This is a genomic window from Lactiplantibacillus garii (assembly GCF_003885105.1).
Taxonomy (GTDB): Bacteria; Bacillota; Bacilli; order Lactobacillales; family Lactobacillaceae; genus Lactiplantibacillus; species Lactiplantibacillus garii.
This window is the reverse complement of the sequence record NZ_QWZQ01000021.1, coordinates 1-26,418: the sequence shown is the minus strand read 5'-3', so window position 1 is coordinate 26,418 and position 26,418 is coordinate 1. Positions and strand designations below refer to the sequence as shown.

The 26,418-nt window shown below is 48.6% G+C and carries 26 protein-coding genes; 17 read left to right on the top strand and 9 right to left on the bottom strand.

Annotated features, from left to right (window positions below):
• The first annotated feature begins 203 nt into the window (after positions 1-203).
• The 4 genes from pnuC (at position 204) to D1831_RS07555 (ending at position 5,624) form a co-directional block, all read left to right on the top strand.
• Positions 204-983, top strand: coding sequence for a nicotinamide riboside transporter PnuC (gene pnuC / locus D1831_RS07570; protein ID WP_125072330.1), 780 nt, complete (start codon positions 204-206; stop codon positions 981-983).
• 221 nt (positions 984-1,204) lie between these two features.
• Positions 1,205-1,933 carry a trehalose operon repressor gene (gene treR / locus D1831_RS07565; RefSeq protein WP_125072329.1) on the top strand — a complete coding sequence of 243 codons (729 nt, stop codon included), beginning with the start codon at positions 1,205-1,207 and terminating at the stop codon, positions 1,931-1,933.
• A 24-nt stretch (positions 1,934-1,957) separates the two neighbouring features.
• Positions 1,958-3,607: an alpha,alpha-phosphotrehalase gene (gene treC, locus D1831_RS07560; RefSeq protein WP_125072328.1), complete on the top strand. Its 1,650-nt coding sequence runs from the start codon at positions 1,958-1,960 to the stop codon at positions 3,605-3,607.
• 16 nt (positions 3,608-3,623) lie between these two features.
• Positions 3,624-5,624, top strand: a complete 2,001-nt coding sequence (locus D1831_RS07555; RefSeq protein WP_125072327.1) for a glucose PTS transporter subunit IIA — start codon at positions 3,624-3,626, stop codon at positions 5,622-5,624.
• Positions 5,625-5,684: 60 nt separating this feature from the next.
• On the opposite strand, the gene D1831_RS07550 is transcribed toward D1831_RS07555, so the two are convergent.
• Positions 5,685-6,467, bottom strand: coding sequence for a hypothetical protein (locus D1831_RS07550; protein ID WP_125072326.1), 783 nt, complete (start codon positions 6,465-6,467; stop codon positions 5,685-5,687).
• 196 nt (positions 6,468-6,663) lie between these two features.
• On the opposite strand from D1831_RS07550, the gene D1831_RS07545 reads away from it, so the two are divergent.
• From D1831_RS07545 to lpdD, 4 genes are all read left to right on the top strand, one after another.
• Positions 6,664-8,847 (top strand): glycoside hydrolase family 65 protein, encoded by a 2,184-nt coding sequence (locus tag D1831_RS07545; protein WP_158610647.1) that lies wholly within the window; start codon positions 6,664-6,666, stop codon positions 8,845-8,847.
• Between the two features lie 94 nt (positions 8,848-8,941).
• Positions 8,942-9,754, top strand: coding sequence for a chitosanase (locus D1831_RS07540; protein WP_125072324.1), 813 nt, complete (start codon positions 8,942-8,944; stop codon positions 9,752-9,754).
• A 200-nt stretch (positions 9,755-9,954) separates the two neighbouring features.
• Entirely contained in the window at positions 9,955-10,518 is a 564-nt protein-coding gene (locus tag D1831_RS07535) for a UbiX family flavin prenyltransferase (protein WP_125072323.1), read from the top strand.
• 2 nt (positions 10,519-10,520) lie between these two features.
• Positions 10,521-10,931, top strand: coding sequence for a prenylated flavin chaperone LpdD (gene lpdD / locus D1831_RS07530; protein WP_125072322.1), 411 nt, complete (start codon positions 10,521-10,523; stop codon positions 10,929-10,931).
• Positions 10,932-11,191: 260 nt separating this feature from the next.
• Here lpdD and D1831_RS07525 read toward each other — a convergent pair whose 3' ends face one another.
• Positions 11,192-11,635: an Rrf2 family transcriptional regulator gene (locus tag D1831_RS07525; RefSeq protein WP_125072321.1), complete on the bottom strand. Its 444-nt coding sequence runs from the start codon at positions 11,633-11,635 to the stop codon at positions 11,192-11,194.
• A 183-nt stretch (positions 11,636-11,818) separates the two neighbouring features.
• Between D1831_RS07525 and D1831_RS07520 the strand changes: the two genes are divergently transcribed.
• Entirely contained in the window at positions 11,819-12,508 is a 690-nt protein-coding gene (locus D1831_RS07520) for a TetR/AcrR family transcriptional regulator (protein ID WP_125072320.1), read from the top strand.
• Positions 12,509-12,709: 201 nt separating this feature from the next.
• Positions 12,710-14,074: an Nramp family divalent metal transporter gene (locus D1831_RS07515; RefSeq protein WP_179950306.1), complete on the top strand. Its 1,365-nt coding sequence runs from the start codon at positions 12,710-12,712 to the stop codon at positions 14,072-14,074.
• A 25-nt stretch (positions 14,075-14,099) separates the two neighbouring features.
• Here the strand turns inward: D1831_RS07515 and D1831_RS07510 are convergent, their stop codons facing one another.
• The 5 genes from D1831_RS07510 to D1831_RS07490 form a co-directional block, all read right to left on the bottom strand.
• A complete protein-coding gene (locus tag D1831_RS07510; protein ID WP_125072318.1) occupies positions 14,100-14,741 on the bottom strand; it encodes a hypothetical protein in 642 nt (213 codons plus the stop codon).
• A gap of 30 nt (positions 14,742-14,771) precedes the next feature.
• Positions 14,772-15,065, bottom strand: coding sequence for a hypothetical protein (locus D1831_RS07505; protein ID WP_125072317.1), 294 nt, complete (start codon positions 15,063-15,065; stop codon positions 14,772-14,774).
• Positions 15,066-15,106: 41 nt separating this feature from the next.
• Positions 15,107-15,355 carry a hypothetical protein gene (locus tag D1831_RS07500; protein WP_125072316.1) on the bottom strand — a complete coding sequence of 83 codons (249 nt, stop codon included), beginning with the start codon at positions 15,353-15,355 and terminating at the stop codon, positions 15,107-15,109.
• A gap of 1,019 nt (positions 15,356-16,374) precedes the next feature.
• Positions 16,375-17,754: a sensor histidine kinase gene (locus tag D1831_RS07495; protein WP_125072315.1), complete on the bottom strand. Its 1,380-nt coding sequence runs from the start codon at positions 17,752-17,754 to the stop codon at positions 16,375-16,377.
• Positions 17,744-18,445, bottom strand: coding sequence for a response regulator transcription factor (locus tag D1831_RS07490; protein ID WP_125072314.1), 702 nt, complete (start codon positions 18,443-18,445; stop codon positions 17,744-17,746). Before D1831_RS07490 ends, D1831_RS07495 begins: the two co-directional genes overlap by 11 nt.
• A 165-nt stretch (positions 18,446-18,610) precedes the next feature.
• Between D1831_RS07490 and D1831_RS07485 the strand changes: the two genes are divergently transcribed.
• The 3 genes from D1831_RS07485 to celB all read left to right on the top strand — a co-directional run bounded on the left by D1831_RS07485 (position 18,611) and on the right by celB (position 21,343).
• Positions 18,611-18,898, top strand: coding sequence for a hypothetical protein (locus tag D1831_RS07485; protein ID WP_179950305.1), 288 nt, complete (start codon positions 18,611-18,613; stop codon positions 18,896-18,898).
• An 80-nt stretch (positions 18,899-18,978) separates the two neighbouring features.
• A complete protein-coding gene (locus D1831_RS07480) occupies positions 18,979-19,710 on the top strand; it encodes a MurR/RpiR family transcriptional regulator (RefSeq protein WP_125072312.1) in 732 nt (243 codons plus the stop codon).
• A gap of 310 nt (positions 19,711-20,020) precedes the next feature.
• Positions 20,021-21,343: a PTS cellobiose transporter subunit IIC gene (celB, locus tag D1831_RS07475; protein ID WP_125072311.1), complete on the top strand. Its 1,323-nt coding sequence runs from the start codon at positions 20,021-20,023 to the stop codon at positions 21,341-21,343.
• Positions 21,344-21,447: 104 nt separating this feature from the next.
• Here celB and D1831_RS07470 read toward each other — a convergent pair whose 3' ends face one another.
• A complete protein-coding gene (locus tag D1831_RS07470; RefSeq protein ID WP_125072310.1) occupies positions 21,448-21,759 on the bottom strand; it encodes a hypothetical protein in 312 nt (103 codons plus the stop codon).
• 233 nt (positions 21,760-21,992) lie between these two features.
• Here D1831_RS07470 and D1831_RS07465 point away from each other — a divergent pair, with 233 nt between their 5' ends.
• Positions 21,993-22,247, top strand: coding sequence for a hypothetical protein (locus D1831_RS07465; protein WP_125072309.1), 255 nt, complete (start codon positions 21,993-21,995; stop codon positions 22,245-22,247).
• Positions 22,248-22,436: 189 nt separating this feature from the next.
• Here the strand turns inward: D1831_RS07465 and D1831_RS07460 are convergent, their stop codons facing one another.
• Positions 22,437-23,465, bottom strand: a complete 1,029-nt coding sequence (locus tag D1831_RS07460; protein ID WP_125072308.1) for an LCP family protein — start codon at positions 23,463-23,465, stop codon at positions 22,437-22,439.
• Between the two features lie 254 nt (positions 23,466-23,719).
• Here D1831_RS07460 and D1831_RS07455 point away from each other — a divergent pair, with 254 nt between their 5' ends.
• The 3 genes from D1831_RS07455 to D1831_RS07445 all read left to right on the top strand — a co-directional run bounded on the left by D1831_RS07455 (position 23,720) and on the right by D1831_RS07445 (position 26,239).
• Positions 23,720-25,114 (top strand): FAD-binding oxidoreductase, encoded by a 1,395-nt coding sequence (locus tag D1831_RS07455; RefSeq protein ID WP_125072307.1) that lies wholly within the window; start codon positions 23,720-23,722, stop codon positions 25,112-25,114.
• Positions 25,115-25,210: 96 nt separating this feature from the next.
• Complete coding sequence (locus D1831_RS07450) at positions 25,211-25,498, top strand: hypothetical protein (protein ID WP_125072306.1); 288 nt, start codon at positions 25,211-25,213, stop codon at positions 25,496-25,498.
• Positions 25,499-25,546: 48 nt separating this feature from the next.
• Positions 25,547-26,239: a GTP pyrophosphokinase gene (locus D1831_RS07445; RefSeq protein WP_125072305.1), complete on the top strand. Its 693-nt coding sequence runs from the start codon at positions 25,547-25,549 to the stop codon at positions 26,237-26,239.
• The last annotated feature ends 179 nt before the right edge of the window (positions 26,240-26,418 follow it).

The following is a 26,418-nucleotide window of genomic DNA, read 5'->3' as shown; positions in this document are numbered from 1 at the left end:
AAAAGACCCGTCCAACGGGCTTAATCCGGATTGGTTGCTTACAACCGTTTGCTAATTTACAATTTAGGACTTTTCATCAGCAAAGATAATGATACAATATATAGTGTTGTTTCGAACGAGATTACTACATATGGTAGTATAACGTGATCAGTTGGCCAACTGGACACCAACAACCGCACCATAAGATAAACGGAAAGAGGAGCATGATTTTGAGTAATTATTTAAAATTCTTATCACACCAATTGAAAGGTTGGCCACAACAGAACTACTACTTATTCTTCTTTAGCCTGGGCTGCCAGGTGATGACCCTGGTTAACGCCCCAATCACGACGTTATCCATTCTAACATTTATTGGGACCACGTTGGGGGTTCTTTGTGTTTTGGCCATTAACGCGGCCAAATCGGTCAACGGCTGGCTAGGCTTAATTTCCGCCGCTTGCTTCATTGTGGTCGGTTTTTCGGCTAAGAACTACCTTAGCATTGGCGAACAGTTAGCCTACGTTGTGACGTTGGACATTCCGGTACTACTGAGTGCTGGTTGGAACGTTAACATGGTTTCTAAGATTCGCAAGTTTACTGGTCGGACCTGGATCGTGGCAATCGTTTCAACGTTGGTTGTTTACGGAATTTCGGGCTACTTGATTAGTGCCTTGACCGACGATCCGCGGCCGTGGGTGGACGCGATTAGTTTTGCCATCTGCTTAACGGCTGGGGTGATCTGCTTCCTCCGTTACAACAACCAGTACTTCTGGTGGGTGGCTTCCGGCTTGGCTCAAATGGTGCTCTGGTTCATTTCGTTCCGCCAAGGTTCCGCCACTTTAGCCATGTTCATTAACAGCTCGATCTACTTGATTAACGATATTTTAGCCTTCACCGTTTCGCCTTGGTATAACAAGCACGAACGGGCCCGCTTAATCGCGCAAGAACAAGCGGCAGCTAAGGATGCGGCGACTGACGATCAAGCACTAGGATTAAATCATTAATTATTAACAACGAAGGGTGTTTCCGGGATTTGCCGGGAGCACTCTTTTTTTGCTTGTCTAGACAGAATAGACAGCTTGTCTAGGCAACTTATACAAGCTGATAATACTGATTTATCGCTGATATATCAACGATTGTTAAATTAATAAATTAAACGTTTGACAACTTGTCTAAACAAGTTTATATTCATAAATGAAAACGGTAACAGGAAGGAGCGGTGGTCATGGTCAATAAATCAGCGCTGGTTTATGACGATTTAATGCAAAAGATCGATGGGGAAGTTTACAAACTGGGAACGTACTTGCCAAGTGAGAACCAACTCTGTGAACTTTACGGGATTTCCCGGGAAACGGGGCGGAAAGCCCTCGCTGCTTTAGCTGAAAACGGCTATATTCAGAAGATTCGGGGTAAGGGCTCACTGGTGATCGAACACCGACAGTATGAATTTCCGGTGTCGGGAATCGTGAGTTATAAGGAATTGGCACAAAAGCTGCACATTACTACTAAAAACGTGGTCTACGACTATGAGCCGAACGGAACGCTGCCAGTAGCGGCCTTCGCGTCCCTTGGCGTGGATCTGACGGAGGCGCCGGTGACAGTTATAAAACGGGTTCGGGTCATTGATGATGAACCGGATATTATCGATAAGGATTATATTTTGAAAACGGTCGTGCCCGAAGTTCCTAAACGGGCGGCGGAGGATTCACTATACGCCTACTTTGAAGATGAATTGGAATTAGAAATTGGGTACGCGACGAAGGAAATTACGATGGAACCGGCTAACGCTGAGGACCGCCAGCAGTTGCACTTAGACGACGGCGCCTACATGGCAGTCGTCCGCAGCGTGACCAGTTTGACGGATGCCCGGGCCTTTCAATTCACGGAGTCGCGGCACCGGGCCGATAAGTTCCGCTTCCGCGACTTCGCCCGCCGCCAGCATAACCCTTTATAAACTATAAGAGAGTGGAGAATAACGATGAAACTATCACAACAGGTGATCTATCAAATTTACCCGAAGTCCTTTTACGATAGCGATGGGGATGGTATTGGGGACCTACGGGGAATTATTCAAAAGATTCCGTACCTCCAAAAGTTAAACGTTGACATGATTTGGTTTAATCCTTTTTTCGTGTCACCGCAAAATGATAACGGTTACGACATTGCCGACTATTACCGGGTCGACCCAACGTTTGGAACGATGGCCGATTTTGAAGAGCTAGTGGCTAAGTTAAAAGCGGTGGGAATCGGGACCATGTTGGACATGGTGCTCAACCACACGTCCACGCAACACGCGTGGTTCCAAAAGGCCCTGGCCGGAGATCAAAAGTATCAACGGTTCTACTACCTCCGACCGGCGCAGGCCGACGGTAGTCTACCCACGAATTGGGAATCCAAGTTTGGCGGGCCGGCGTGGTCGCGGTTTGGTGATACGGACCAGTACTACCTGCACCTTTACGATAAAACGCAGGCGGACCTAGATTGGCATAACCCGGAAGTCCGGGCGGCCTGCGCCGACGTCGTGAATTTTTGGCGGGGAAAGGGCGTGACCGGATTTCGGTTCGACGTGATTAACGTGACCGGGAAAGCCGAGCAACTCGTTGACGCACCCGCGGGTACCGAATCCAAACGGTTGTACACCGACACGCCGGTTGTTCAAGACTACTTGAAAGAACTCAACGCCGCGAGTTTTGGTCGGGACGCGAACAGTGTTACGGTCGGCGAAATGTCTTCCACGACGATTGCCAATAGTGTGGGGTACACCAATCCCGACAACCACGAACTGTCCATGGTTTTTAACTTTCACCACCTAAAAACCGACTACGTGGATGGGCGCAAGTGGTCGCGAATGCCGTTTGATTTTCCCCGTCTGAAACGGTTACTAGATGATTGGGCAACGGGGATGGACGCCGGTAATGGCTGGCAAGCCCTGTTTTGGAATAATCACGACCAGCCGCGGGCCATCAACCGCTTTGGCGATGCCGGTCAGTACCGGATCAAATCGGCGGAAATGCTGGCAACGGTCATTCATTTGATGCGCGGGACCCCGTTTATTTACATGGGGGAGGAAATCGGAATGACTGACCCTGATTATCAAGCGATGGCGGATTACGTGGACGTGGAAGCCTTAAACGCTTACCGGGCCCTCGTTCGAAGTGGTTACAGTCGCACCGACGCCTTTACGATCGTTAAAACGAAGGCCCGGGATAATTCACGGACCCCGATGCAGTGGGATGCGAGTGCGAACGCGGGCTTTACGACGGGCCGCCCATGGTTACGGCCCACCAATCAGACGAAAATCAACGTTGAAGCTGAACTGGCTCACGGTGAACTGTTTAACTATTACCAGACGTTGATCCGCCTGCGCAAAACGGTCCCGGTCGTTGCCGACGGCGCATACCGGACGTGGCGGTTGGACGATGACCAAGTCTTTGGTTACTGGCGGACACTGGGAAAGCAGCAATTACTCGTTTTAAATAACTTTTATCCCAACGCCACGACGGTCACGATCCCGGCTGAAATGGTCAACGCGCACGTTTTACTATCAAATTATGACGACGTGACCGTCCAAGCGGCCATGGTCTTAAAGCCGTACCAATCAGTTGTTTTGTCACGCGAGTTAGGTTAAGAATGGAGGAATAAACATGGTACACGCACAAACGGTTCAAATTTTAACACCCGTCAGTGGTAACGTTATGCCGTTGAAAAACGTTAAGGATCCCGTCTTTTCAGCGGGGATGATGGGGTTGGGTTTCGGCATCCAGCCGACTAACGGTCAAATCGTGGCGCCCGTTAGCGGGAAGGTCACGATGGTGGCGGCCACTAAGCACGCCCTTGGTTTTACGACTCCCGATAATCATTTAGAAGTGCTGGTTCACTTGGGCATTGATACGGTCGATTTAAAGGGGCAACCCTTTACCCTTAACGTCCAGGCTGACGATGAAGTTCAAGCCGGCGACGTTATTGCGACCATGGATCTAGAACAGATTACCGCGGCCAATAAACAGACCACGGTAGTCTTAGCGGTCACTAATTCAAGCGATAAGCTGGACCACCTGGACGTGACGACTGGTGACCAGACGGCCGGAAGCGTGGCCGCTACGGGACGTTTAAACGCCAACACCTTCAACGCCAAGCGCCAGGGTCGGTTGCCTAAAGCGGGTAAGTACGACCAATTAGCCGCCGATATCGTTGAAAACGTGGGCGGGGTTGAAAATATTAATAGCTTAATTCACTGTATTACCCGGTTACGCTTTTATTTAAAGGATGAAAGTAAAGCTAACGACGAGGTGGTGGCGAACTTGAAGGGGGTCATCGACATTGCGAAGGCTGGGGGCCAGTACCAAGTTGTGATTGGCCCGGCCGTTACCGACGTATACGACGCGGTGATCAAGCAAATTGGCCCCGAATTTTCAAACGATGCCGAAACGGCGAAGGCCGTCGCGGAAACTAACGCGGCTGCCAATCGTCCGGATACGACCTGGGGGTTGATCAAGTGGGGCTTCAGTAATTTAATTGGGGTCATTACCGGTTCAATGATTCCGGTTATCGGGTTGTTAGCCGCCTCGGGGATTCTAAAAGGGATCCTGGCCGTCTTGATTACCTTTAAATTAGTCAATACGACCGCTTCAACTTACGTCATTATCAACGCGATGAGTGATTCAGTCTTTTACTTCCTGCCAATCTTCGTTGGGTTCACGGCTGGTAAAAAGTTAGGTGCTGATCCCGTTATCATGGGAATCGTTGGGGGCGTGTTGGCGTACCCGTCGATCGTTGCCATCGCGGCTAACGGTAAAACGCTGAGTACGTTATTCGGGATGACTATTAACGCCGATTTCTTTGGTTTACCGGTCCACGTGGCGTCTTACACGTACTCAATTTTTCCAATGATTGCCGGTGCTTGGCTGGCTAGTAAGTTGGAACCGTGGCTTAAACGCGTCATTCCAACGGTTTTACGCATGATTTTTGTGCCATTATTTGAAGTTGTAATTATTTCGGGTGCCATTCTGCTCTTCTTAGGCCCAATCATTACGGTACTGTCAACGGCCTTAGCCAACGGTATCGTGGCCGTTTACAATCTGAGTCCCGCCATTTCGGGCCTGATTATCGGGGCTTTTTACCAAGTACTCGTTATCTTTGGACTGCATTGGGCGATTATCCCAATCGTTGCCAACGACATTGCCACGACCGGACACAGTTACTTGAACGCCATCGTTTCCGCAACGATGGTTGCACAGGGGGGCGCCGTTTTAGCAATTGCCTTAAAATCAAAATTAGCTAACATTCAAGAATTAGCCTGGCCAGCGACGATTTCCGCCTTTTGTGGGGTTACCGAACCAGCGATGTACGGGATCAACTTGAAGTACGGTCGCGCGTTCGTAACGGCCAGTATTGGGGCCGCGGTCGGTGGTTTTCTGACTGGTCTGATGCGGGTCAACATGTGGGGCTTTACCGGCGCCTTTATTGGGGCGACGTCCTTCGTGAACCCGAAGGGACTGGACTTTAGTTTCTGGGGTTTCTGGATCGCATCAATTGCGACGGTCATCGTTTCGTTCACTTTAACCTGGTTATTCGGATTTAAGGACGAAGACGCCGCGGCGGTCAAGGTCGCACCACAAAAACGGCACTTAGGCCAAACCGCGTAAGTAAGAATAGTGGCATCAAAATAGTGGTACCTGGAATTTATCTCCGGGTACCACTATTTGTTATGAGGACAGTGCCGCTAACTGGGCCTGTTGCCGGATGGCTTCGACGTAGATGCGGACAAAGTTAGTGCCGTAGGTGGCCGCAAGCTGCTGTTCCAAGTGCGGGGTGGGCGGCAATTCTTTAAGCAGCGGTCGAATCCATTGGTTGGTTGGTAACAAACGCAACAGTTGGTGACTGGTAAATTGTGAAAAAAGCAGGTTACGACCGAAGTACCGACCCAGCCGGTCCTGAAAACCTGGTTGCGTAACTGGCACCAGTTGCAGGCTGCTATTATTCATGTTGCCGAGTAATAGTTTGGCGCTGGGAAAATCATCGTGAAGGTCCAAACGTTGATTCTTATAGGCTTTGGCAATCACCGGTGAAAGCTGGACGAGCCAGATCAATTGGTGTTGTTCTAAGTGTAAAATCAAACGCAGGGTGATAATGTCGGTCGAACTGAGGTGGTAACTATAACGTTGGAGCGTTTTGGCGGTTAACCGGTTGCGCAACGTTTGTTGGACGGCGGCAAAGTTGCCGGCCTCCCAAGTCACGGTTAGTTGATCATGATTGGTCAGCCATAGTTTATGATCAGCAATGCGCAGGGTTAAAAAATTAGGGGTGCAACCGTGCGGCTGATCTAGCATGAGCAACCAGTAGGAGCTGGCACTGGAACGTGCGAAGTTACGGGCTAAAACGTGGACGTTAGTCGGTAAAGCCGTTTGAACGGCGAGCTGTAAGCGTCGCCGATCGTCTGCGGCGTTGACAAATTGATGTGGATCGTGAGTAATCCGACGTTTGGCCATGGGTATCCCCTCCTAACTGGTACACCGCCTTAAGTATAGGTCAAATCATGGTAAACAACACGTTAAAGACTCATTTTTGTTCGGCTTTTTACTAAGAAGTGGCGTTGCGACCAGTTCACCTTCGGTTGGGCGTTATAATGGACGGCGAAAGCGAATGTTTTTGCTAGTATTAGGAAGTGTTTTAGGAGGTTTGTTGATGAGTTTATGGACAATTGAAGCGGACCAGCCGACTAGGGAACTGGCCTCGCAGTTAACGGTTAGCAACGGTTTAATTGGAATTAAAGATTTAGCAGAAATTCCCGGCTTGCAAGCGGGACCCCTGACGGACACCGTTGTATACGTGAACGGTTTTTACGATTACGAACAAATTCATTACGGTGAAGCCCAGTTCGGTTTCCCGCAACGTAACCAGATGATGATTCCCCTCCCAGCCCCCACACGGTTTGAATTATGGTTAGACGACGTCCCCGTTGATTTAAATCAGGGTAAAATTTTAGCGGAACACTACCAGTTATCCATGCAAACGGGACAGTTTCAACACACGTTGACCTGGGAAGAGCGCAGCACCGGCCACCAAATTGAAATTGTTTTGACCCGGATAACGAGTTTAAAAACGGCGGCGCTGCTGACCCAGCGCATTCAGGTACGGGCGCTTAATTTTGACGGCGGAAAGTTACGAATCGTCTCGGGATTACACGTCCGGGGGATGGTCCAACCGAAGACGTTTGATCCCCGGTTGGCGGGTTACGACACGACCGACATCTTAGCACACCAGAAGATCACCCCGTTTTCGGTTACGATGCGCGGAACGACCTTCACGGCTTCACATAGTCGGCAGAAGTTAAGTACCATTACCCATTACGATCAACCCGGCCGGTGGTTAAAGGACGGTAACTGGATGAGTACCTTTGACCTGACGCGTCAGCCGGTAGCCATGACTAAAACGGTTTGGCACATGCTGGGGAAGGTGGTCCTCGATACTACAATCACCAGTGAATTGACCCGGCCGTTTGCGGAGATTGCAGCGGCCCAAACGGCGGCCCTAACAGATTTCTGGCAAACCAGTGACATTGAGATCACCGGAGATGACGAGTCGCAACGCGGCATTCGGTTTTCCCAGTTCGGACTCCTACAGGCCCTCGGAATTCACGGTGGCCAGCAAGGCATTGCCGCTAAGGGCCTGACGGGGAGCGGCTACGGTGGTCACTACTTCTGGGATACCGAAATTTACGAAGCACCGTTCTTCTACTGGAATCACCCGGAGCTGGCGCGGCGGTTACTGATGGTTCGTTATAAGCAATTAGCCCACGCCGAAGCATACGCTAAATCCTTAGGTTTAACGGGTGCCCTGTTCCCGTGGCGGACCATTAACGGGGAGGAGTCGTCGGCGTACTTCCCAGCCAGCACGGCGGCCATCCACATTGATGCCGACGTCGCCTACCTCGTGATTCGGTATTACCAGATCACCCACGATGACGACTTCATGCAGAAATACGGGGCGGAGCTGTTGTTAGCAACTAGTCGGTTTTACTTGGGGTACGGGAATTTTGACCCGCACAAGGGCTTCGTTTTAAATACCGTGACCGGCCCCGACGAGTACACCGCCCTAGTGGATAACAACGCCTACACGAATTTCTTAGTACAATTTGAGCTGCGCTACTTAACGCAACACTTTGAATTAAGCGACTTACAACGTTTCGGGGTCACACCGAGTGAGTGGGAGGACTTCCGTGCCGCGGCCGACCAAATGTACTTTGAGATTCACGGAAACCTGATTGCCCAGGACGATAGCTTTTTGTCAAAGCGGCGCATCGACTTAAAGCAGATTCCGCGGGACCACTTCCCGTTGCTGATGCACTACCACCCGTTAGTTTTATACCGGCTGCAAGTGTTAAAGCAGGCCGACTTGTTACTAGCGATGGTTTTGCTACCCGAACAGTTTACGCAGGCTCAAGTGCAGACCAACTATGATTACTACGAGCCCATCACGACGCACGATTCGTCGTTATCGCCCGCAATCTACGCCATTGCCGCCGCCCGGTTGGGAGAAGCGGCCGGAGCGATCAAATTCTTTAAACACACGGTCAATACCGATTTGCAAAATTTGCAGGGTAACACGGCGGACGGCCTGCATTTAGCCGCCATGGGTGGTAGTTGGATCACGTTTGCGTGGGGCCTCATGGGCTTAACGGTCGATGACGAGCACGCAACGCTGCACCCGGTTTTACCACAAACTTGGACCCGCTGTACGTTTAAGCTGCGTTACCGTAATCAAGTCTATGCCGTGACGGTAACCCCCACTCAACTAACCGTGACCGGTGGTTCAACAGCCAACGTCACAATTGACCAGGCGCGCCGCTTAATCACGTTAACCCCGTAACGCAAATTAGCGACAGTGCCGCCGATTTGTCGGCCCCCTAATTGATAAAAAAGCGTAAACTAAGTGGTGAATCTTGATAGGGTGGGGTCGGACAATGCGAAAATGGTGGGGTTGGTTAGTTGGTCTAGAAATTATTTTAGGCCTCGGCGGTGGTTACTGGTGGTATTATCAGCACCAAACGATTAGAACTGGGAAACTGCGGGCAACGACCTTTGCACTAGTTTCCAGTGCTGAGAATTCTTCGCTGGAATACCGTCACCAGTACCGTTACGTGGAGGATATTCACGATGGTCGGGGTTATACCGCGGGAATTATTGGTTTTACTTCGGGAACCGGTGACCTGCTAAAAGTGGTTAAACGTTACCGCCAATTAGTTCCCCGTAACCGGTTAGTAAAATATATACCGGCACTGCGCAAAGTTAACGGGACGGCCAGTCACCGGGGGTTGGGCAACGCCTTTGTGCGTGATTGGCACCAAGCGGCTAAGGACCAGCGTTTAGTGCGTGCTCAAGATGACGTGGTTGATCAAATGTACCTGCGTCCCGCCGTTCACGCGGCGCAAACGGATGGTTTGGGCCCACTGGGACAATATATTTACTACGACGCCATGGTTGTGCACGGCCCTGGTCACGACGCGACTAGTTTTGGCGGGATTCGACAAGCGGCCCGGCGGCGGGCCCAGACCCCGGCACGGGGTGGAACGAGCAAAACGTATCTGCGAACTTTTTTAACCGTGCGGGCAAAGGTAATGCGTCAGGAAACGGCGCACCACGATTTGTCCCGGCTGTATGCACAGTGGCAATTCGTGGTCGCCGGTAAGGACCACTTACAATTACCGCTTACTTGGAAAATGTACGGCCAGTCGTTTACGTTAACACGGACGCGTCTCCGGCAATTGATGCGCTAAAACTAAATTTGGGATGATCAAGGGTTACTGGAATTATTCCGGTGACCCTTTTACATTGTTGCCAATTTTTTATTAGTCAATATTAGAATATTAACCAGTCCAAACTCGATTTGTTCGGACTGACGGGGAGCCGTAAGATAAAGGGGTAGGGTTAAGCGAAGCAGCACTGAATATTTTTTTGAAAAAATGAGGAATTAAATATGAAACGAATCATTATTGGCATTACCGGGGCGTCGGGAACGATCTACGCCGTTGATTTATTGGAAAAACTGCATCAAAGAACCGACGTGGAAGTCCACTTAGTGATGAGTACGTGGGCTAAGAAAAATTTGGAGTTGGAAACGGATTATCATCTAAAAGAACTCACGGCCTTAGCGGATTACACGTATAACGTTAACGACCAGGGTGCTACGATTGCCAGTGGCTCCTTTTTAAATGATGGGATGGTGATTGTGCCCGCTAGTATGAAGACGGTGGCGGGAATCGCGTACGGCTTTGGTGATAACCTGATCTCCCGGGCGGCCGACGTGACCATCAAGGAACAGCGCAAACTCGTGATTGTTCCACGTGAAACACCGTTAAGTGTGATTCATTTGGAGAACTTGACTAAGCTAGCGAAACTTGGTGCCCAGATCGTGCCACCAGTCCCGGCTTTTTATAACCATCCCAAAACTATTCAGGATTTGGTCAATCACCAGACGATGAAGATTCTAGACGCGTTTCACATTCAAAACGAGACTGATCGGCGTTGGGAGGGGGACTAAGCGTGCCAACTTTTAAAACGGAACGGGCCGGTTATCAAATGACCGCGACCGTTCAACGAATTGGTTTTGACTTACTAGTCGTCGTGACGGGGGGCACCAACCCGCACATTGGTGACGTAACTACGGTGACGGCAGATACCGCCGCGCAAACGGTTAAGTTTCCGAGTCACGACGGTCGTTTTCATAAGGACAACTTTATTTCGGAACGGTTAGCGACCATCTTAAAGCCCCATTTAACGGGCAGTTGTACGATTACGGCCGGTATCCATGTTAACCAGATTACCAAGGCACAAATTGCGGCGGCGGGACCGATGACCGCGGATTTAGGGGCGGCCATCGTCGACTGGTTGACCCACCACCCGGCTAACGTGTCCCAACCAAAATATTACGGTCAGGATGAACAGCCCCAATAAAAATGAACGGTCACGTGAAAAAGAGTGGGCCAAAAGCCGCTGATTTTTGAAACCCGTTTCGAAAATAATTATTCGGAGATAAAACAGAGGTTGTGACTTTTGTCACAACCTCTGTTTGTTAAGCGGAACAAACTGGCTTTGGGCACACGTTTCGACACCACAGACTAGAAAAGTGAAACTGAATTTTAACCGTTTTGTTCCCGGTTCTTTAAGTGCGCACTGTGATATCAGTTTTTTTCAGCCCGCCCCTTGATAGCGATTTAATGTGACTGGGCATCCTTCTTGGCTTGTTCAACGAGGATGTTATCGACGATGTCTTGCAAACTCGTTCGGGCTAACCGGGCTTCCGCCGCAGTTTGGGCGTCCTGATAGTATTGCTTCAAAACGGTTTGAATGTTACCGCCGACAATGCAGGCGGGGTTGGTCTTTGGGTCGACCGCGAATAACGGTTTATCCCCCTCGACGGCGTAAAAAACGCTTAGCAGGGAAATAGCACTAAGGGGCTTAGCTAACGCGGGTTGAGCGGTGCCGGGCGTGGTAGTGATCAAACCGGCGTGTCGGAGCTTGCTCATGAGGCGCCGAACAACGACCGGACTGGTTTCAATACTATTGGCGATGGCGTCGGAGGTTAACCGGGTGTCAGCGTATATTTTGAGGTATGCCAGTAAATGGATGGCATCACTGAAACGAGTAGAAACCCGCATCTTTATCACTTCCTGTAACTTTATTAATTACCGAGATTATAAACTATCGGGATTTTAAAAGCAATCATTGTTCTCTAGACCAACTAACGTGTAACTTTTGTTCTAAATGGTTGTTTCGGTCAACCGAATCAGATATGATGAGGTTACCAAAATTGAGCAGTTACTGCAAAAAGGAGCAACATCATGAGTGAAATTGAAACCATCCAGGCCTATTATGCGGCCTCATTGGGGAAGGATGGTCGAATAACGCGGACGCAACGGCAAATTTTAGCCGCGGCGCTGGACTTATTTTCGGAAAAGGGGTACGAGGAAGTCGGCACGCGGGAAATTGCTGAGCGGGCGGGGGTGGCTGAGGGGACCCTCTTCCATAATTTCGTGAATAAAAACGGGATTTTAGACGCCATTATGCAACCAATCGTTAAGAACATCTTACCCACCATGTTGAACACCCTGGATCAGGCCGTACTGGATAAGGACAGTGATACGTTGGAAAGCTTCGTCGTGGCCCTCGTTCAGGACCGGGTAGATTTTGTCGCCCGTAACCAAGCGTCACTTGCGGTGATTTTATCCCAATTTTTTAACAACGCGGCCGATCGCGCGGCGGTACTAGGGATGGTTTCACCAACGATCCTAGCGCAGGCTAACCAGGCAATGGACCGGTTGAAGGCGGCGGGAGAGCTAGTTGACTGGCCGAACCGGATGATCTTGCAACTAGTTTTCTCAACGCTGGGCGGATACGTGGTTGAAAAGGTACTCTATCCCCAAGTTGACCGCCTCACTAGTCAACAGGCGACCCGGTATCTCAGTGATTTTTTAGTTAACGGGTTGAACCCCCGCCGAATCCCCTTACACGTTGATGAGACCAGCTTTTAAGTCAATTTAGGAATGCCAAACAAATAATTGAAAACATTTGACTATTTTATTGATGATGATATACTACCAATTGGAATTAAAGTGAGTGCTCAATTTGAGCCGCACTGTTGAGGATCACACAGTAGTCCACAACCTGAATTCTAAACCAATAGAAGAGAGGGTTTCATAATGAAATCAGCAAAAACGAAGGACCGCTCGTCAATGAACGCCACCGAATCGGAAAAGGCGATTCATTCAACGGGTGCCGATAGTAAGAGCTTGGACGAAGTGAATGGGAGTGTCCGGGTCCCAAAGAACGCCAGCTTCTGGCGAACTTTGATTGCCTACACCGGACCGGGCGCTCTGGTGGCAGTCGGTTACATGGATCCGGGGAACTGGATCACGTCGATTGCCGGGGGTTCACAGTATAAATACGCGCTGCTTTCCGTAATCTTACTTTCGAGTTTGATTGCGATGTTACTGCAAGCAATGGCGGCGCGCCTTGGAATTGTTACTGGGAAAGACTTAGCACAGTTAACGCGGGAACGCACTTCCAAAGCGATGGGCATCTTCCTTTGGATCATTACAGAACTTGCCATTATTGCGACCGACATGGCCGAGATTATTGGTTCCGGGATCGCGTTAAAACTGTTATTTGGATTTCCGCTGATTGTCGGGATCCTAATTACGACCGCCGACGTACTACTCCTGTTACTGTTAATGAAATTAGGTTTCCGTAAAATTGAAGCCATTGTGGCGACGTTGGTGGCCGTGATCCTCTTCGTTTTCTTATACGAAGTGATCATCTCCCAACCAAACGTCCCCCAAATGTTGAAGGGCTACGTTCCAACCACGGAAATTGTCACCAATTCCTCAATGCTGTACTTAGCGTTAGGGATCGTTGGGGCGACCGTGATGCCGCATAACTTGTACTTAGGTTCGTCGATCTCACAAACTCGGCAGGTTGACCGGAGCAACGAAAAAGAAGTTGCTAAGGCCGTGAAGTTTACGACCATTGATTCCAACATTCAATTGTCGGTAGCATTCGTAGTAAACAGTTTGCTCTTGATTCTAGGGGCTGCCCTGTTCTTCGGGACTAAGGGTGACCTGGGACGGTTTGTTGATTTGTACAACGCGCTGGGCGATAGTAAAATCGTGGGCGCCATTGCTAGTCCGGTACTGAGTATGTTGTTTGCCGTTGCGTTACTCTCGTCTGGTCAAAGTTCCACGATCACCGGGACGCTTTCGGGGCAAATTATTATGGAAGGTTTTATCCGGTTACGGATGCCGCTTTGGGCCCAACGGTTGTTGACCCGGTTAATTTCCGTAGCGCCGGTACTGGCCTTTGCAATTTACTACCACGGCAACGAAGCCAAGATTGAAAGTCTGCTGACCTTGTCGCAAGTGTTCCTAAGTATCGCTCTACCGTTTGCCATGATTCCACTGGTTAAGTTTACGAGTGACCCGCAACTAATGGGGAACTTCAAAAACCGGCAGTGGGTCAAGTGGACCGCCTGGGTTATTACCGCGGTTCTGATCGTATTAAACGTTTGGTTGATTTTACAAACACTCAATATTGTTAAATAGCCATCAAAAACGCGTGCTTACCAGGTTAGCTTGGTAAGCACGCGTTTTTCGTTGGGAGCAGGGTAAACGGGGTGGCAGTTAGCAAGTCGGTCACGCAGGGGAGCAGGCCGTGTTTAAAATCATACAGGTCGGCCAACTGATCCTGGGGGCCGTGGTGTTCCGCAATGGTGAGTAGTTCCTTTTGGGTCAACTGAATCCGACTGGCTGGGAGAATCAAGTCGGGACGGCTGGCCCGGGTCAGTGGCGCGGCGTTGTCGTGTACGAGGTACGTGAATCGCGGTGCGGTGTTTAAAATCAGGGTCAGCATGCTAATTTCGTGGGGGTCGAGTTGGGTCGCAAGGCGTTCCGTCTGGTGGGGCGAGTAGACCATCGCTGCGTAAACCTGGGGCGCTAACTCGGGGAGCTGATTACTGGGCGGTGTCAGGGTCACCGTGAGGCCGAGTTGCCAGCTCGCAAGTAGTAGTCCCGGAATGGTTGCGACTTGCGTAGGACTAATCAGGATGGCTTGTCCGGCGTGGACGTTTTGCTGTTGCAGGCTGGTTTCACAGAGTGCTAAGTCTTCTAGGACGTCGGCACCGGTGTACCAGCTGCCACTAGCATCTTTTAAAACCGGTTGTTGGTATTGACGTTGTAGTTGGCGGGTAATGGCTTTAGTTAGCTGGCTCATCGGCGGACAACTCCTTTCATAGGGGGACGGTTATTTCGTATACTTCATTTTATCTAGGCTTTGACTACTGGTATCAATGGTATCGAGCATCTGACTTTGAATGGACTTAGTCGCTAATTTAGTGGCCCGGGGGGTTAAATCGTGTGCCGGTTTAGTGGTGGCGGTCGCCATGGCTAGGTTGGTTTCCCGATCGACCCGGTTAACTAAGGTACTGGACGTTTGTTCAGGTGCTGTGGTGGTATTTGCGGAGGCCGTTGCGGTCGTTGCGTACAAGGTTCCGGCGGCCATTAAAGTAATCGTTAATTTCGTAAATAATTTTTTCATCATCATCAAACTCCTTTTAGTTTGGTTATATTTTTTAACTGTTAAACGGTTGGGACGAGCCAGTCGTTGGAAAGTAACTGGTGGAAGTGTTTGCCAAGCGGCACCCATAACTTAGATTTATTAATGTTTCTTAACGTATCCCAGAACAACGGGTCCTGCATCTGGTCATCGCTAAGCTTAACCTTAACGTATTCACCGTCTTCGGTTTTAGCAATTACCAACGGGTACATCACCTTCACGATTTGAGCGGCGCTGATATTTTTAATCTTTGGATCGGTATCTAATAACATATGGATGATCTCCTTGCCTGAATGGCTTGATTTGTTTAATTGAATGACTATAGTCTACCGAGAATCCGCCTAACCAACTACCGCGTTTCAATAAACTTTATCTAAGAAATTCTTAGATTCGGCCTTAGAATTCATAAAAAGCACCAAGAACGCTGATGTAATCGCGTTCTTGGTGCTTAGAGTTGTTGTTGAAGTTTGTTTATTAGTTGTGGTGTGGATTGGCAATCCGGGTGAAATCTCTATTTTAAATGAATTCTTTCTAAGCTGATCCAGGTTAGGATCTATTCCCAACCGTAAGTGGGGACGTGCAGAAATATTTCAGTTTAGTGAGTGGTTTCCGCCGTCCAGTCGGCCGTGATTGGGCTGGAACGCAGTGGACACAACTTGAAGCCAAGCATAGCCCGCTTGTCTCCAAGCTTGGTCTTTCACTAGGCCGGGAAGGGACCCCGACCAAGAGAAATTTCACTGCTGAGCCCATCACGACACTCCTTCCCGGCTAAACTAGTCGTTGGCGCCGTGAAAAGTGACCAAAGATTTGGTATTAATTGAATGATGATCATCTACTAACAAAAAGTGCTAATTACGGTATTTCCATGACAGAAATTCCAGAAACAATTACTAAATGTAGAGATGCCATTAAGACGCCAAAATTGTATGGCAGACATGGCGCCAACGACCAATTTAAGCCGGGAGTGACAGCGCTGATGAGCTCAGTGGTGAAATTTGACTTACGGTCGGTTTTTTCGACCTTTATGTCAAAGGCCGAGGTTGGAGACCGGCGTGGGTTTCGGTGGGCTTCAACTCGTGCCCACCACGCTCCAGCTCAGTTAGCGCCGAACGGGAGGCGAGTATGATAACTAAATGTGAGCTCATCAGCGCCTTCAAAGCGGCGATCCTAGCTGTCATCCATTTTAGGTAAAACTAACTGGGATAATTTCATAATTTACTGTTGCAAAACGCCAGCAACGCCCCGCATTGGGAGGGCTGCTGGTGTTTTGCAATGGGAGTTGAGTTAAAAATTAAGCCTTGTCCCAACTAACGGTGAAGATGCTTCCCCGCGGTTGGTTGTTAGTAATCGTGATTTTGGCGTTGTTCAGGGCCACTAACTGTTGGACGATGGCGAGCCCCAACCCGCTACCTTCGATTTCTTGTGAACGGGATTGATCGACCCGGTAAAAGCGTTGGAACACGGCTTGTTTTTGGTCGTCCGGGATACCTTCGCCCAGGTCGGCAACCGCTAAGTTAACCTGGGTCTCCGTTTGACTGAGACTGAGGGTGATTGGCTGGTCATGCGGCGAATACTTGTGGGCGTTGTCGAGTAACGCGACCACGATTTGTTGAAGCATTTCGGCGTTGCCGGCCACGTGGATATTCGGGTCAATGGCGAGTTTTAAGGGCTGGTCGATGGACGGCTGGTAGTGCTCGCTTAACTGTAGAAGTAAAAACGAAAGGTCTTGGTCCGTCAATTCCAGTTTGGCCCGGTCCGCCCGGGAAAGGTGGAGTAAATTTTCAATTAAGTGTTGCATCCGCAGCGATTCTTCATCAATAAATTTCAGAGACTCCGGGATGACCTCCGGGTGGGCGTCCCCCCGCCGCCGGATCAGACTGAGGTTACCACGGATAGCAGCGATGGGCGTCCGTAACTCGTGGGAGGCGTCCGAAATAAACTGGCGCTCGTGTTGCAAACGTTCATTTTGGGCAACTAATAGGACGTTAAAGGCTTGACCGAGGTCGTTGATTTCGCGCGGACTGTCCGGGACCTTTAGGGTCGGTTGGTCACGGTCGGGATTGTTGGACGTATACTGCGTCTCGTGAAGCAGTGCAATCGTCGGTGCGCTTAACCGGGTGGCTAAGCGGTGGGCCCACCAAGTCCCAACGGTGACCGCCCACAGAGTGACGAGGACCATTAAACAGATCAAAATCAGTAAACTATTGATCAAGCGGCGCAAACTGACCCAGAGTTGGTAAGTATTTTGTCCGCTTTTTTGCGTATAGGAAAAGAAGAAGCCGAACCCCCGGACGTAAACTAACGGGCCGCAAATCTTCGTTTGACGTTTAGTGAAAAAAGCTTTAGAAGAGGGCGTCGTTAAAATAGTTTGTTTAGTTTTGGTTGCGGTGGTCAAGGTTGCTTTTTTAGTGGTGACCCGGATAAACGCCGGTTGCTTAGTATTACGCGTCGTTGTGTTGTTCCAGTGAATAAAGCTCGGTACGTCTTTAATGTTGGCCTGATTCAAGCTGGACATCAAGTCGTGGGCTTCTCGGGTCGTATTTAAGGTTTGCTGAGCCCCAACGATCAGCAGGGTAACGATACTGACCATGAGGGTGATTGTCAGCATTAACCGGCGAATGGCCCGGTTGATCAGTTGTTCGTAAGTCGGGGTCGGTTGATTAGTTGTCATTGGTCATCGGCTCCCTTAGTTTATAGCCAACGCCCCGTACCGTTTTGATCAGTGGCTGGGCGTTAGGCGTTTCGATTTTACTGCGCAGGTAGCCAACGTAAACGTCGACGACGTTTTGTTGACCAAGAAAGTCCGCACCCCAGACCTGGTCGAGCAGGTCGTCACGGGTAAAGACTTCGTCGGGATGGGCTAAGAAGAATTGAAGTAAGTCGTATTCACGGTGTGTCAGTTGGACTTCCGCACCGGCGTTGGTGACGCGGTGAGCCTTAGTATCCAAGATAACGTCGTCTAATTGGTAGATCTGGTTAGGCTCCACTTGGTTTTCAGCGCGGCGTTGAACGACCCGAATCCGCGCCAGAAGTTCCTCAATTTCGAACGGCTTAGTAATGTAGTCGTCGGCGCCGTTATCAAGTCCGGCCACTTTATCACCAACGTAGTCGCGCGCGGTCATGATGATCACGGGGACTTGGTCGTGCTTACGAATGCGCCGGAGTACTTCCATCCCGTCTAGTTTTGGCAACATCCAGTCTAATAATATAAGTAATAATTCGTTTTGGTGAGCTTGATACGTTTCCATTGCGGCTAGTCCGTCGTTCGCAACTAGGACGTTAAAGTCCTCAAATTGTAATTCTTTTGTAAGGTATCCTGACAAACTCAGTTCGTCTTCAACGATTAAAATCGTATTTTTCATTAAAATATCCTCCTGACGACCCAATTTGTGTTCAATTATAGCGAATAATTATGATGGAAGACCGATATTTTGATTTATTTTTGGCGATTTTAGCTTCCGGCCGAAAGCGTTATGGCACTTATGATAAACTTGTATTAATTAAATAACGGAAGGTAAGTGATTCCAATGGGACTTTTTGGTGATGCCATGCACGCACTATATCACAGTGGTCACTACGGATATAACGTTAACGTTAAGAAGACCGCGCCCGCGGTTGATCCGAAGGAAGTGCCCGCGATTGCGGCGTTAGGGCGTCTAAACCGCACGCCTAATTTTAAAACGTGGTCAATTGATTCTCCGTATAAAACGGCCGAATTTACCGAAAAGCTCACCGCGGCCGTAGCAACTTGCGACTTAAAAATGAGTGATTTAGAGATCAAACCACAGATTGATGGTCGTTGGGGTGACCGATAAGCGGAATTTATTCCCATAACTTGCAGTTGTGACTATCAATATTCTGATAGACCAATATTATTAAAATTTGAGGTGAGCCGATGTTTTCATATGATCAAGTTCAACAGCTTAACCGGCTGGAAATTGAAATTTATAAATATATTATGGGACATCCGGTCGAAGTCAGTACGATGACGATTCGGCAACTGGCTGACCATAGTCACGTTTCGGCGACCACCATTCTGCGCTTTTTGAAACGGATGGGCTATGACGGTTACGCGGAATTTAAGTTCATGCTCAAGGAACAGTTGCGTAAAGATGCCGAACAGCCGCTCTCCCAAACAATTGTGCCGATGCGGGTCTTTTTTGACCGGATGAACTTACCCGACGTGACAACTAAGATCAAGCAAGCAACCAAGCTCATTCGTGACGCGAACATGGTGGTGTTAGTGGGATCCGGGACCAGCGCTGGGTTGGCCAGTTACGGCACTCATTTACTAGCGGACTTCGGAATTTATAGCATGATGCTGAGTAACGTTTTTCAACCGCGCCCCGTCCGGCCCCACGACTTATCGGGAACCGTGCTGTTGATGTTATCGGTATCGGGTGAAACCGACGACGTTATCCAGCAGGGCGTTTATTATCAACAAAACGGGGCGAAACTGATTGCCATTACCGCCAGCAGCCATTCGACGTTAGCCGGGATCGCCGATACGGTCCTGACATACGATACCCCGGAAGTTCGGGCGATTAGTGGGAGTAGTATTATCTCGCAAATGCCGGTCGTTTATTATTTGGAACAGCTTGCAATGACGGTTCAACCGCTAGCGTAGACCAATTTTTTATAGGAAATCGGAACATGTTCCTTAAATGGAACATGTTCTTTTATTTGAAACGGTACACTCTTTGTTTTGAAAGGGTATACATTTGTGGTGTGACGGGTATAATTAATTTTGTAGGAAGCGCATTCAACGATGCTGACTAATAAAAAAGTTAGTATTTTGAAACAAGTTACGCAACGTAATCAACGATAATTGGCCATTATCGGGAGTAGGTTAGTTTGCGGGTCCGTTCCGCGATATCCGGGACAAACTTGTTAACGGGTGTGGTTTCAGTTTTTAAATTATTCTAGGGGGTCACGACATGAGCGAAAACAATAAGTCTAGCTTCGTCAATGACCGACTCATTCCGTTCTTTGGTAAGATTGCTGGTTCTCGTCACTTAATCGCGTTACGTGATGGGATGACACTAGCCGTACCAATGATTATCATTGGGTCAGTCTTCATGATCATTGCCCAGTTCCCAATCCAAGGTTACCAAAACTTTATGTTAAGTACCTTTGGTAAGAACTGGCAAACAATTGTTCAGTATCCAACTAACGCTTCATTCCATATCATGGGTTTGATTGCCGTTATCGGGATCTCTTATAACCTGGCAAAGAGTTATAAAGTTGATCCAATTTCAGCTTCCATCGTTTCTCTAAGTGCGTGGATGTTAACGATTCCGTTAAACACGGATAAAGCAGGCGCACTCTGGGTTCCATTAACACAACTTGATTCAGCCGGTTTGTTCACAGCCCTTTTAATTGGTTTATTTATTACCGACTTCTACGTGTTTATGGTTCACCGCAATTGGACGATTAAGATGCCCGACAGTGTTCCACCAGCTGTCAGCAACTCATTTGCGGCCTTAGTTCCCGGTTTTGTTATTTTGTTCTTGATGTGGATTCTTCGGATGATCGTTGAAGCAACACCAATGCAAAGTATTCCAAACGTGATTTCCTTCGTTTTGGCCCGCCCATTAGGGATGTTGAGTAACACCTTACCAGGGGCCTTGGTTGCCGAATTCGTCGTATGTTTACTTTGGATTTTCGGGATTCACGGTGCCAACGTTGTTTCTGGGGTTATGCAACCAATCTGGTTGGCTGCCATGCAACAAAACGCGGACGCTTTGAAGGCCGGCAAGGCTTTACCAAATGTCGTTACGCAACAATTCTTCGATAACTTTGTTCACATGGGTGGTTCTGGTGCGACCTTAGGGTTGGCCTTCATGATTGCCTTTGTTTCACGGAGTGCCGAATTTAAGACGTTAGGTAAATTGATCGTTGGTCCTGCAATTTTCAACATCAACGAACCAATTGTCTTTGGTTTACCAATCGTTATGAACTACCGGATGGCCATTCCATTTATCGCTGCGCCATTAGTCAACGTTACGACGACTTACTTCGCAATGTCGACGGGGTTAGTAGCCCGGACCATGGGTGTCATGGTTCCTTGGACCACGCCGCCAATTATTTCCGGTTTCTTAGCAACTGGTCACATTTCCGGTGCGGTATTGCAAGTTGTTAATATCGTTATCGATGGTGCCATTTACTACTTCTTCTTCAAGGCCTTAGATCGTGATAAGGTTAAGGAAGAAAAGACCTTTGCAGCCAAAGAAGCTGCTGCTGAAGCTGCTAAAGCTTAAGCTGGGTTTGCTAAACGAACTCGTGGAGTTAGTCCGCGGGTTCGTTTTTGCGTGCAATAAAAAAACACGTTTAGCACTTGTAAGTGTGCAACGTGTTGGAAGCATTAGTGGGTGTGGAATTGGGGGTGTAACATTCGCGGGTGGCCGTGGTTAGCCCCCTGATATTGAATTAACCAATAATCGTTTTGGGGTAAGCCGTAACGAGCAATTAAATGGGTCACGGTAAAACGAACCGTGTCAGCGTTTGCATTCGTCCATAAACGCCACGTCGGCAGCTTAGCAGAGTAGACCCGTTCCCAGTCACCCAGGGCCTTTTCGGTGGGAGTGAGTGCGGCTAGTAATTCGGTTTGTTGGTCGCCGGTGAGCTCAATAAAGTAGCAGTATTCTTGTGTATGAACTGAATCAGAATTGATCATCACGGGAAAACTCCTTCATCTTGGATTTTTGGTCATTCAAATAACGTTGTGTTTAAATGAATTTTCCTATAGACATAGTACAACCGTTTGACTAATTTGACTAGCGTTTTAGCACGCTGTTACCAAAATGTAATAAAAAAACTTGCAATTAAAATAGTAAACGCTGTCACTTGACCTGAAACGCGTTCCATCATTTATAGTAAGTGCGTAGAATAAGTGAGGGAGCGGTTGAGATGGAAACGGGAATTTTAAAACAAATTGATTTAAAAACCACCAATGAACGGTACTTTTTTGTGGAGGCTCAGCGGCGGGCAGACCGAATTTGGATTCGCTCAATTCAGGCGTTTAAGCCGTTAGAATTAGCCTTTAAAGTTAGTGACTTACGAATTAGCCACGACCAGGCAAGTGCGGCTTGGGGCAGTAAGAAATATGAATTTAACGATGATACCGGTGGGCTATTGACCCAGTTAAAAACCTGGGTCCACTGACAAACTAAAATAGAGTGTGCCAAAAGTCGGTTAGCTGGTGAGCATTAACGGCGTATGGTGAATAATCCTGGGCTTGGCTTGTTTGCCATGCGTGGTTAAGCGGAGCCCGCTGACTTTTGGCGCACGTTTCGACAATAATTGTTCGGAGATAAAAAAGAAGCTGTGACTTTTGTCACAGCTTCTTTTACGTTAATTAGTGCTATCCGTATAGGTGATGGTATCCAACCCGTCAGTATCGTAGTTCAGGTTAGTCTTACCGTCGTAAGCGGTGTTCTTAGCGTTGAGTTTTGTTTCCATGTTACTGATCTTGGTTGGTTGCAGACCCAACTCTTTCCGTAAACGGTCAGAAGCGCTTTGCAGGGTACTGGTGCTTAAAATCTGATAGGAACTCGTGTTGATCCACGCTGGTTGGCCCACGATTTGGGTCGACTGAATGTTTTTCAAATTAGCCCGGTCGTGGGTTGCTAATCCAACTAAGTCGTCAAAACTTAAGTCGGTTTTGAGATTACCCTTAAGGGACGATAATAATTGGTTATAACGACTGTAGGTGCCGGTTTTAGTCAGCTTGACGAGGACGGCTCGCATGACCTGTTGTTGCCGGAGTTGGCGACCATAGTCCCCACGGGGATCTTGGTAACGCATCCGGGAATAACTAAGGGCTTCCTTACCGTTTAGGTGGTGGGTCCCTTTAGAGATGCTAACACCGTCAAAGTTACTATCGATAGGACTGGTAATGGTGACACCACCGACCGCGTCGACGATCTGCTTAAGTCCGCCCATGTTAATGGTGGCGTAGTAGTTGATGGGGATGTTAAGCAATTGTCCCACGCTGGCCTTGGCCATCTTGGACCCGCCAATGTTATAAGCGGCGTTTAACTTTTGAACGTTGGTCTTTTTGTCACCAATCATTTCCGCCAAGGAGTCCCGCGGAATACTGGTGATAACCGTTTTTTTAGTTTGGGGATTAATCGTGACGATCATGATCGTATCTGAATTCCCCTTATCGATTCGACCGTCAGCACCGGTATCGACCCCCAGTAGTAGGATACTCAGTGGCTTGGTGGTATCCACCTTTTGGCTATTGCCAGTGTAAACGGCGGACTGGTAGCGGGCCTGAGCCTGCCGAATAATGAGTCCCGCCGCAATGGCTACCATCAAAACAATCAATCCGCCCGCAATTAAAATTGGACGGAGTTTAGACTTTCCCATGTGTCGCATGTTAAAAACCTCTCTCTTAGTGAAACTTCCCCAAAATTTTTAAAACCTCAATAACCAGCATACTCCGGTAAGTATACGACCGGAAAATACTTATTTTGAGTGTACTCAATTCAAAAAATAGATACCACTAAAAGAACTTAGATTGGTAACTAATCAAATAGGTTGAATACAACGGACGGACAGCATTTGTGTTGGATTTAGATTCTTGTTTTATACTGACCGTATACTTAATTTAAATAAGCGAGGTTTTGATAATGACAGTCTTTAAAGCGTTTAGTAATGAAACGGTTTTAAATGATTTAAAAGCCCAAGTGTTAGACGGTGAAGTCTTTACGGATCACGCAACGTTACAAAAGTATTCGTTTAGTCCTAAGCTAACGGACGACGATAGCGGCTTGGCGTTAGCGTACGTAGAAGCCCATTCAACTCGAGATATTCAGGGAACGTTAAGGGTTGCGCGTAAATACCACATTCCGGTCGTTCCCCAGGCTCAAACAACGAGTACCGTAATTGGTGCCGATGGGATTACCGACGGCCTGATTCTTTCCACAGCTAAGATGAACCACATTTTGGAAATCAGTAAGGCCGATTCCATTGCCGTCGTCGAACCGGGCGTTATTAACGGTGACTTGGATAAGGAAGCCCGCAAGCAGGGGATGTTTTACGCCCCGGACCCGGGTTCAAAACCAATCTCTGGTATTGGTGGCAACGTCGCCACGAACGCCGGTGGGATGAGCACGGTTAAGTACGGCGCCACTAAGGATAACGTGTTGGGCGTTAAGGTCGTCCTAGCCGATGGGCGTGAATTGAAACTTGGTGGGCGGACGTTAAAGCAGGCCTTTGGTTATGACTTGACACAGTTAATGGTCGGTTCGGAAGGTACGCTCGGTATCATTACCGAAGTGACGGTTAAACTATTGCCAATTCCTTTGGGGACCCCGGTCATGGGAGTGGCCTTCTTTGATAACATGACCGCGCTGGCGAAGGCCGTTACCGCAATTCGCATCTCCGGCGTTTACCCAACGATGCTGGAGGCACTGGACGGTAATACCGTGGCCGCTTTGGACCGTTACGAAAAGACCCACTACGCCAAGGACAGTGCGGCAATGTTGATCTTTAAGCTCGATAACGGTGGCGAGGCCAGCATGAACGTGGTTAAGCGGTTACTGGCCGAACAGCATGCCGGTAACGTCAAGATTACCACCGAACCGGACGAACAGGCCCAGCTGGAACAGTTACGGCGGGATATGTTGCCGGCCGTCTTTGCGGGACAGAACCATATTATGGAGGACATGGCGGTACCGCTGTCACAGTTGGCACCGTTGATGGATTATATTCAGGACTTGGCGAAACGCCTCGACGTTGACATTTACACCGCCGGCCACGCGGGTGACGGAAACGTCCACCCAACGCTGGTTTGGCCTAAGACGGAAAAAGCGGTCCCGGAAAAGATCATCGTTGCGCTCCAGGAGATGTTTAAAAAGACGTTGGAACTAGGTGGGACGATCTCGGGTGAACACGCCGTTGGGATGCTGAAAAACCAGTGGAATAACGCCGAACTCGGGGAAGATGTTGATCAGTTACAGCACCAGATCAAAGCCCTTTTTGATCCGATGAATCTTCTTAACCCGAAGCGGAAGATTAATTAAACCCTAAGATTATCATGAGGACCGTCCGGAACGGTTGCGGAACGCTTTAATTATGATTATGATTAAATTATTATCAGATTCATGGAGGGAAGCTTATTGACGCCAAAAAGTTCAAACGTACGCTTAGAATTTGATGCAGAGGTTTTGCGAAACGAAATCTTTGACGTGCACGACTTCGCCACCTTTGAGCGGTTTTGGCAGCGCTTTGAGCACTTTTTAACCGACCGCATGGTGGTTGGACACTTAAACGTCCTCGAAGGTCACGGTTTAATTCCAAGTGAATTCAAAGACGTAGCGGGTCGGTTAGCCTACCTGGCCGGTGACGAAGAGTACCAGATTGATTATGATCAAATTGTCCGTGAATGGATGGTTACGATTCAGTAATCAGTAAGCATGAGAGAGTTGAAGAGTCTATAATTGGAGCGAAATTTAGTGAGCACAGCAAATTCTCAAGCAACCGCGGCGGGGGATCAGTTTTTGCCGGCCCCACCGGAACTTCTTCAGGCGGTTGACCAGCTAAAGGCCTACTCGCTACGATACGAAGTGGCGATGAAACTAGTTTTAGATAAGTTAGATTACATTAGTCGGGAGTACGAATTACGTTACGGTTACGCTTTAATTGATAGCAAACAGTCCCGGATCAAATCCCCGGAAAGTATCGTTGGAAAGCTTAAACGTAAACACCTCCCGCTAACGCTGAACGCCGTTTTCACTAACCTACACGACGTTGCCGGGATTCGCTTGATCGTGCGCTTCTTAAGTGACGTTAAAACGGTCGAAGACTTGTTGGCGACTCAGGCGGATATTAAGGTGTTAAAGGTCAAAGACTACATTCACCACCCGAAGCCCAACGGCTATCAAAGTTTGCACTTAATACTGGGTGTCCCGGTTTACACGGTCGACGGACCCAACATTATCGAAGTTGAGTTACAGATTCGAACGATTGCGATGAATTTTTGGGCGTCCTTGGAGCACGAATTAAATTATAAAAAGAACGTTCCCGACCAGGCCGCGTTGCAGCGGTCGTTAACGAAAAAGGCGCAACTAATTACGGAGCTTGACCAGGAAATGGATGATATCAAGCAGCGAATGTACGATCCCAACCGACCACCGAAAAAGTTGTAACTTGATTGGACACGTTTTTCACCCCGTTAAGATGAACGTAACTTAGCCAAACGAGGCTGTGACATAAGTCTCTAAAAACAAAGCCAGTCTGGAAAAATCTTCGGATTTTTCCGGACTGGCTTTTGATATAATGGAAAATAAAAAAGAGTACCGGTCGCACCCGATACTCCACGAAATTA

Coding starts and splice junctions, on each gene's coding strand:
- pnuC (WP_125072330.1), top strand. CDS start 204: ATGATTTTGAGTAATTATTTAAAATTCTTATCACACCAATTGAAAGGT.
- treR (WP_125072329.1), top strand. CDS start 1,205: ATGGTCAATAAATCAGCGCTGGTTTATGACGATTTAATGCAAAAGATC.
- treC (WP_125072328.1), top strand. CDS start 1,958: ATGAAACTATCACAACAGGTGATCTATCAAATTTACCCGAAGTCCTTT.
- D1831_RS07555 (WP_125072327.1), top strand. CDS start 3,624: ATGGTACACGCACAAACGGTTCAAATTTTAACACCCGTCAGTGGTAAC.
- D1831_RS07550 (WP_125072326.1), bottom strand. CDS start 6,467: ATGGCCAAACGTCGGATTACTCACGATCCACATCAATTTGTCAACGCC.
- D1831_RS07545 (WP_158610647.1), top strand. CDS start 6,664: ATGAGTTTATGGACAATTGAAGCGGACCAGCCGACTAGGGAACTGGCC.
- D1831_RS07540 (WP_125072324.1), top strand. CDS start 8,942: ATGCGAAAATGGTGGGGTTGGTTAGTTGGTCTAGAAATTATTTTAGGC.
- D1831_RS07535 (WP_125072323.1), top strand. CDS start 9,955: ATGAAACGAATCATTATTGGCATTACCGGGGCGTCGGGAACGATCTAC.
- D1831_RS07525 (WP_125072321.1), bottom strand. CDS start 11,635: ATGCGGGTTTCTACTCGTTTCAGTGATGCCATCCATTTACTGGCATAC.
- D1831_RS07520 (WP_125072320.1), top strand. CDS start 11,819: ATGAGTGAAATTGAAACCATCCAGGCCTATTATGCGGCCTCATTGGGG.
- D1831_RS07515 (WP_179950306.1), top strand. CDS start 12,710: ATGAACGCCACCGAATCGGAAAAGGCGATTCATTCAACGGGTGCCGAT.
- D1831_RS07510 (WP_125072318.1), bottom strand. CDS start 14,741: ATGAGCCAGCTAACTAAAGCCATTACCCGCCAACTACAACGTCAATAC.
- D1831_RS07505 (WP_125072317.1), bottom strand. CDS start 15,065: ATGAAAAAATTATTTACGAAATTAACGATTACTTTAATGGCCGCCGGA.
- D1831_RS07500 (WP_125072316.1), bottom strand. CDS start 15,355: ATGTTATTAGATACCGATCCAAAGATTAAAAATATCAGCGCCGCTCAA.
- D1831_RS07495 (WP_125072315.1), bottom strand. CDS start 17,754: ATGACAACTAATCAACCGACCCCGACTTACGAACAACTGATCAACCGG.
- D1831_RS07490 (WP_125072314.1), bottom strand. CDS start 18,445: ATGAAAAATACGATTTTAATCGTTGAAGACGAACTGAGTTTGTCAGGA.
- D1831_RS07485 (WP_179950305.1), top strand. CDS start 18,611: ATGGGACTTTTTGGTGATGCCATGCACGCACTATATCACAGTGGTCAC.
- D1831_RS07480 (WP_125072312.1), top strand. CDS start 18,979: ATGTTTTCATATGATCAAGTTCAACAGCTTAACCGGCTGGAAATTGAA.
- celB (WP_125072311.1), top strand. CDS start 20,021: ATGAGCGAAAACAATAAGTCTAGCTTCGTCAATGACCGACTCATTCCG.
- D1831_RS07470 (WP_125072310.1), bottom strand. CDS start 21,759: ATGATCAATTCTGATTCAGTTCATACACAAGAATACTGCTACTTTATT.
- D1831_RS07465 (WP_125072309.1), top strand. CDS start 21,993: ATGGAAACGGGAATTTTAAAACAAATTGATTTAAAAACCACCAATGAA.
- D1831_RS07460 (WP_125072308.1), bottom strand. CDS start 23,465: ATGCGACACATGGGAAAGTCTAAACTCCGTCCAATTTTAATTGCGGGC.
- D1831_RS07455 (WP_125072307.1), top strand. CDS start 23,720: ATGACAGTCTTTAAAGCGTTTAGTAATGAAACGGTTTTAAATGATTTA.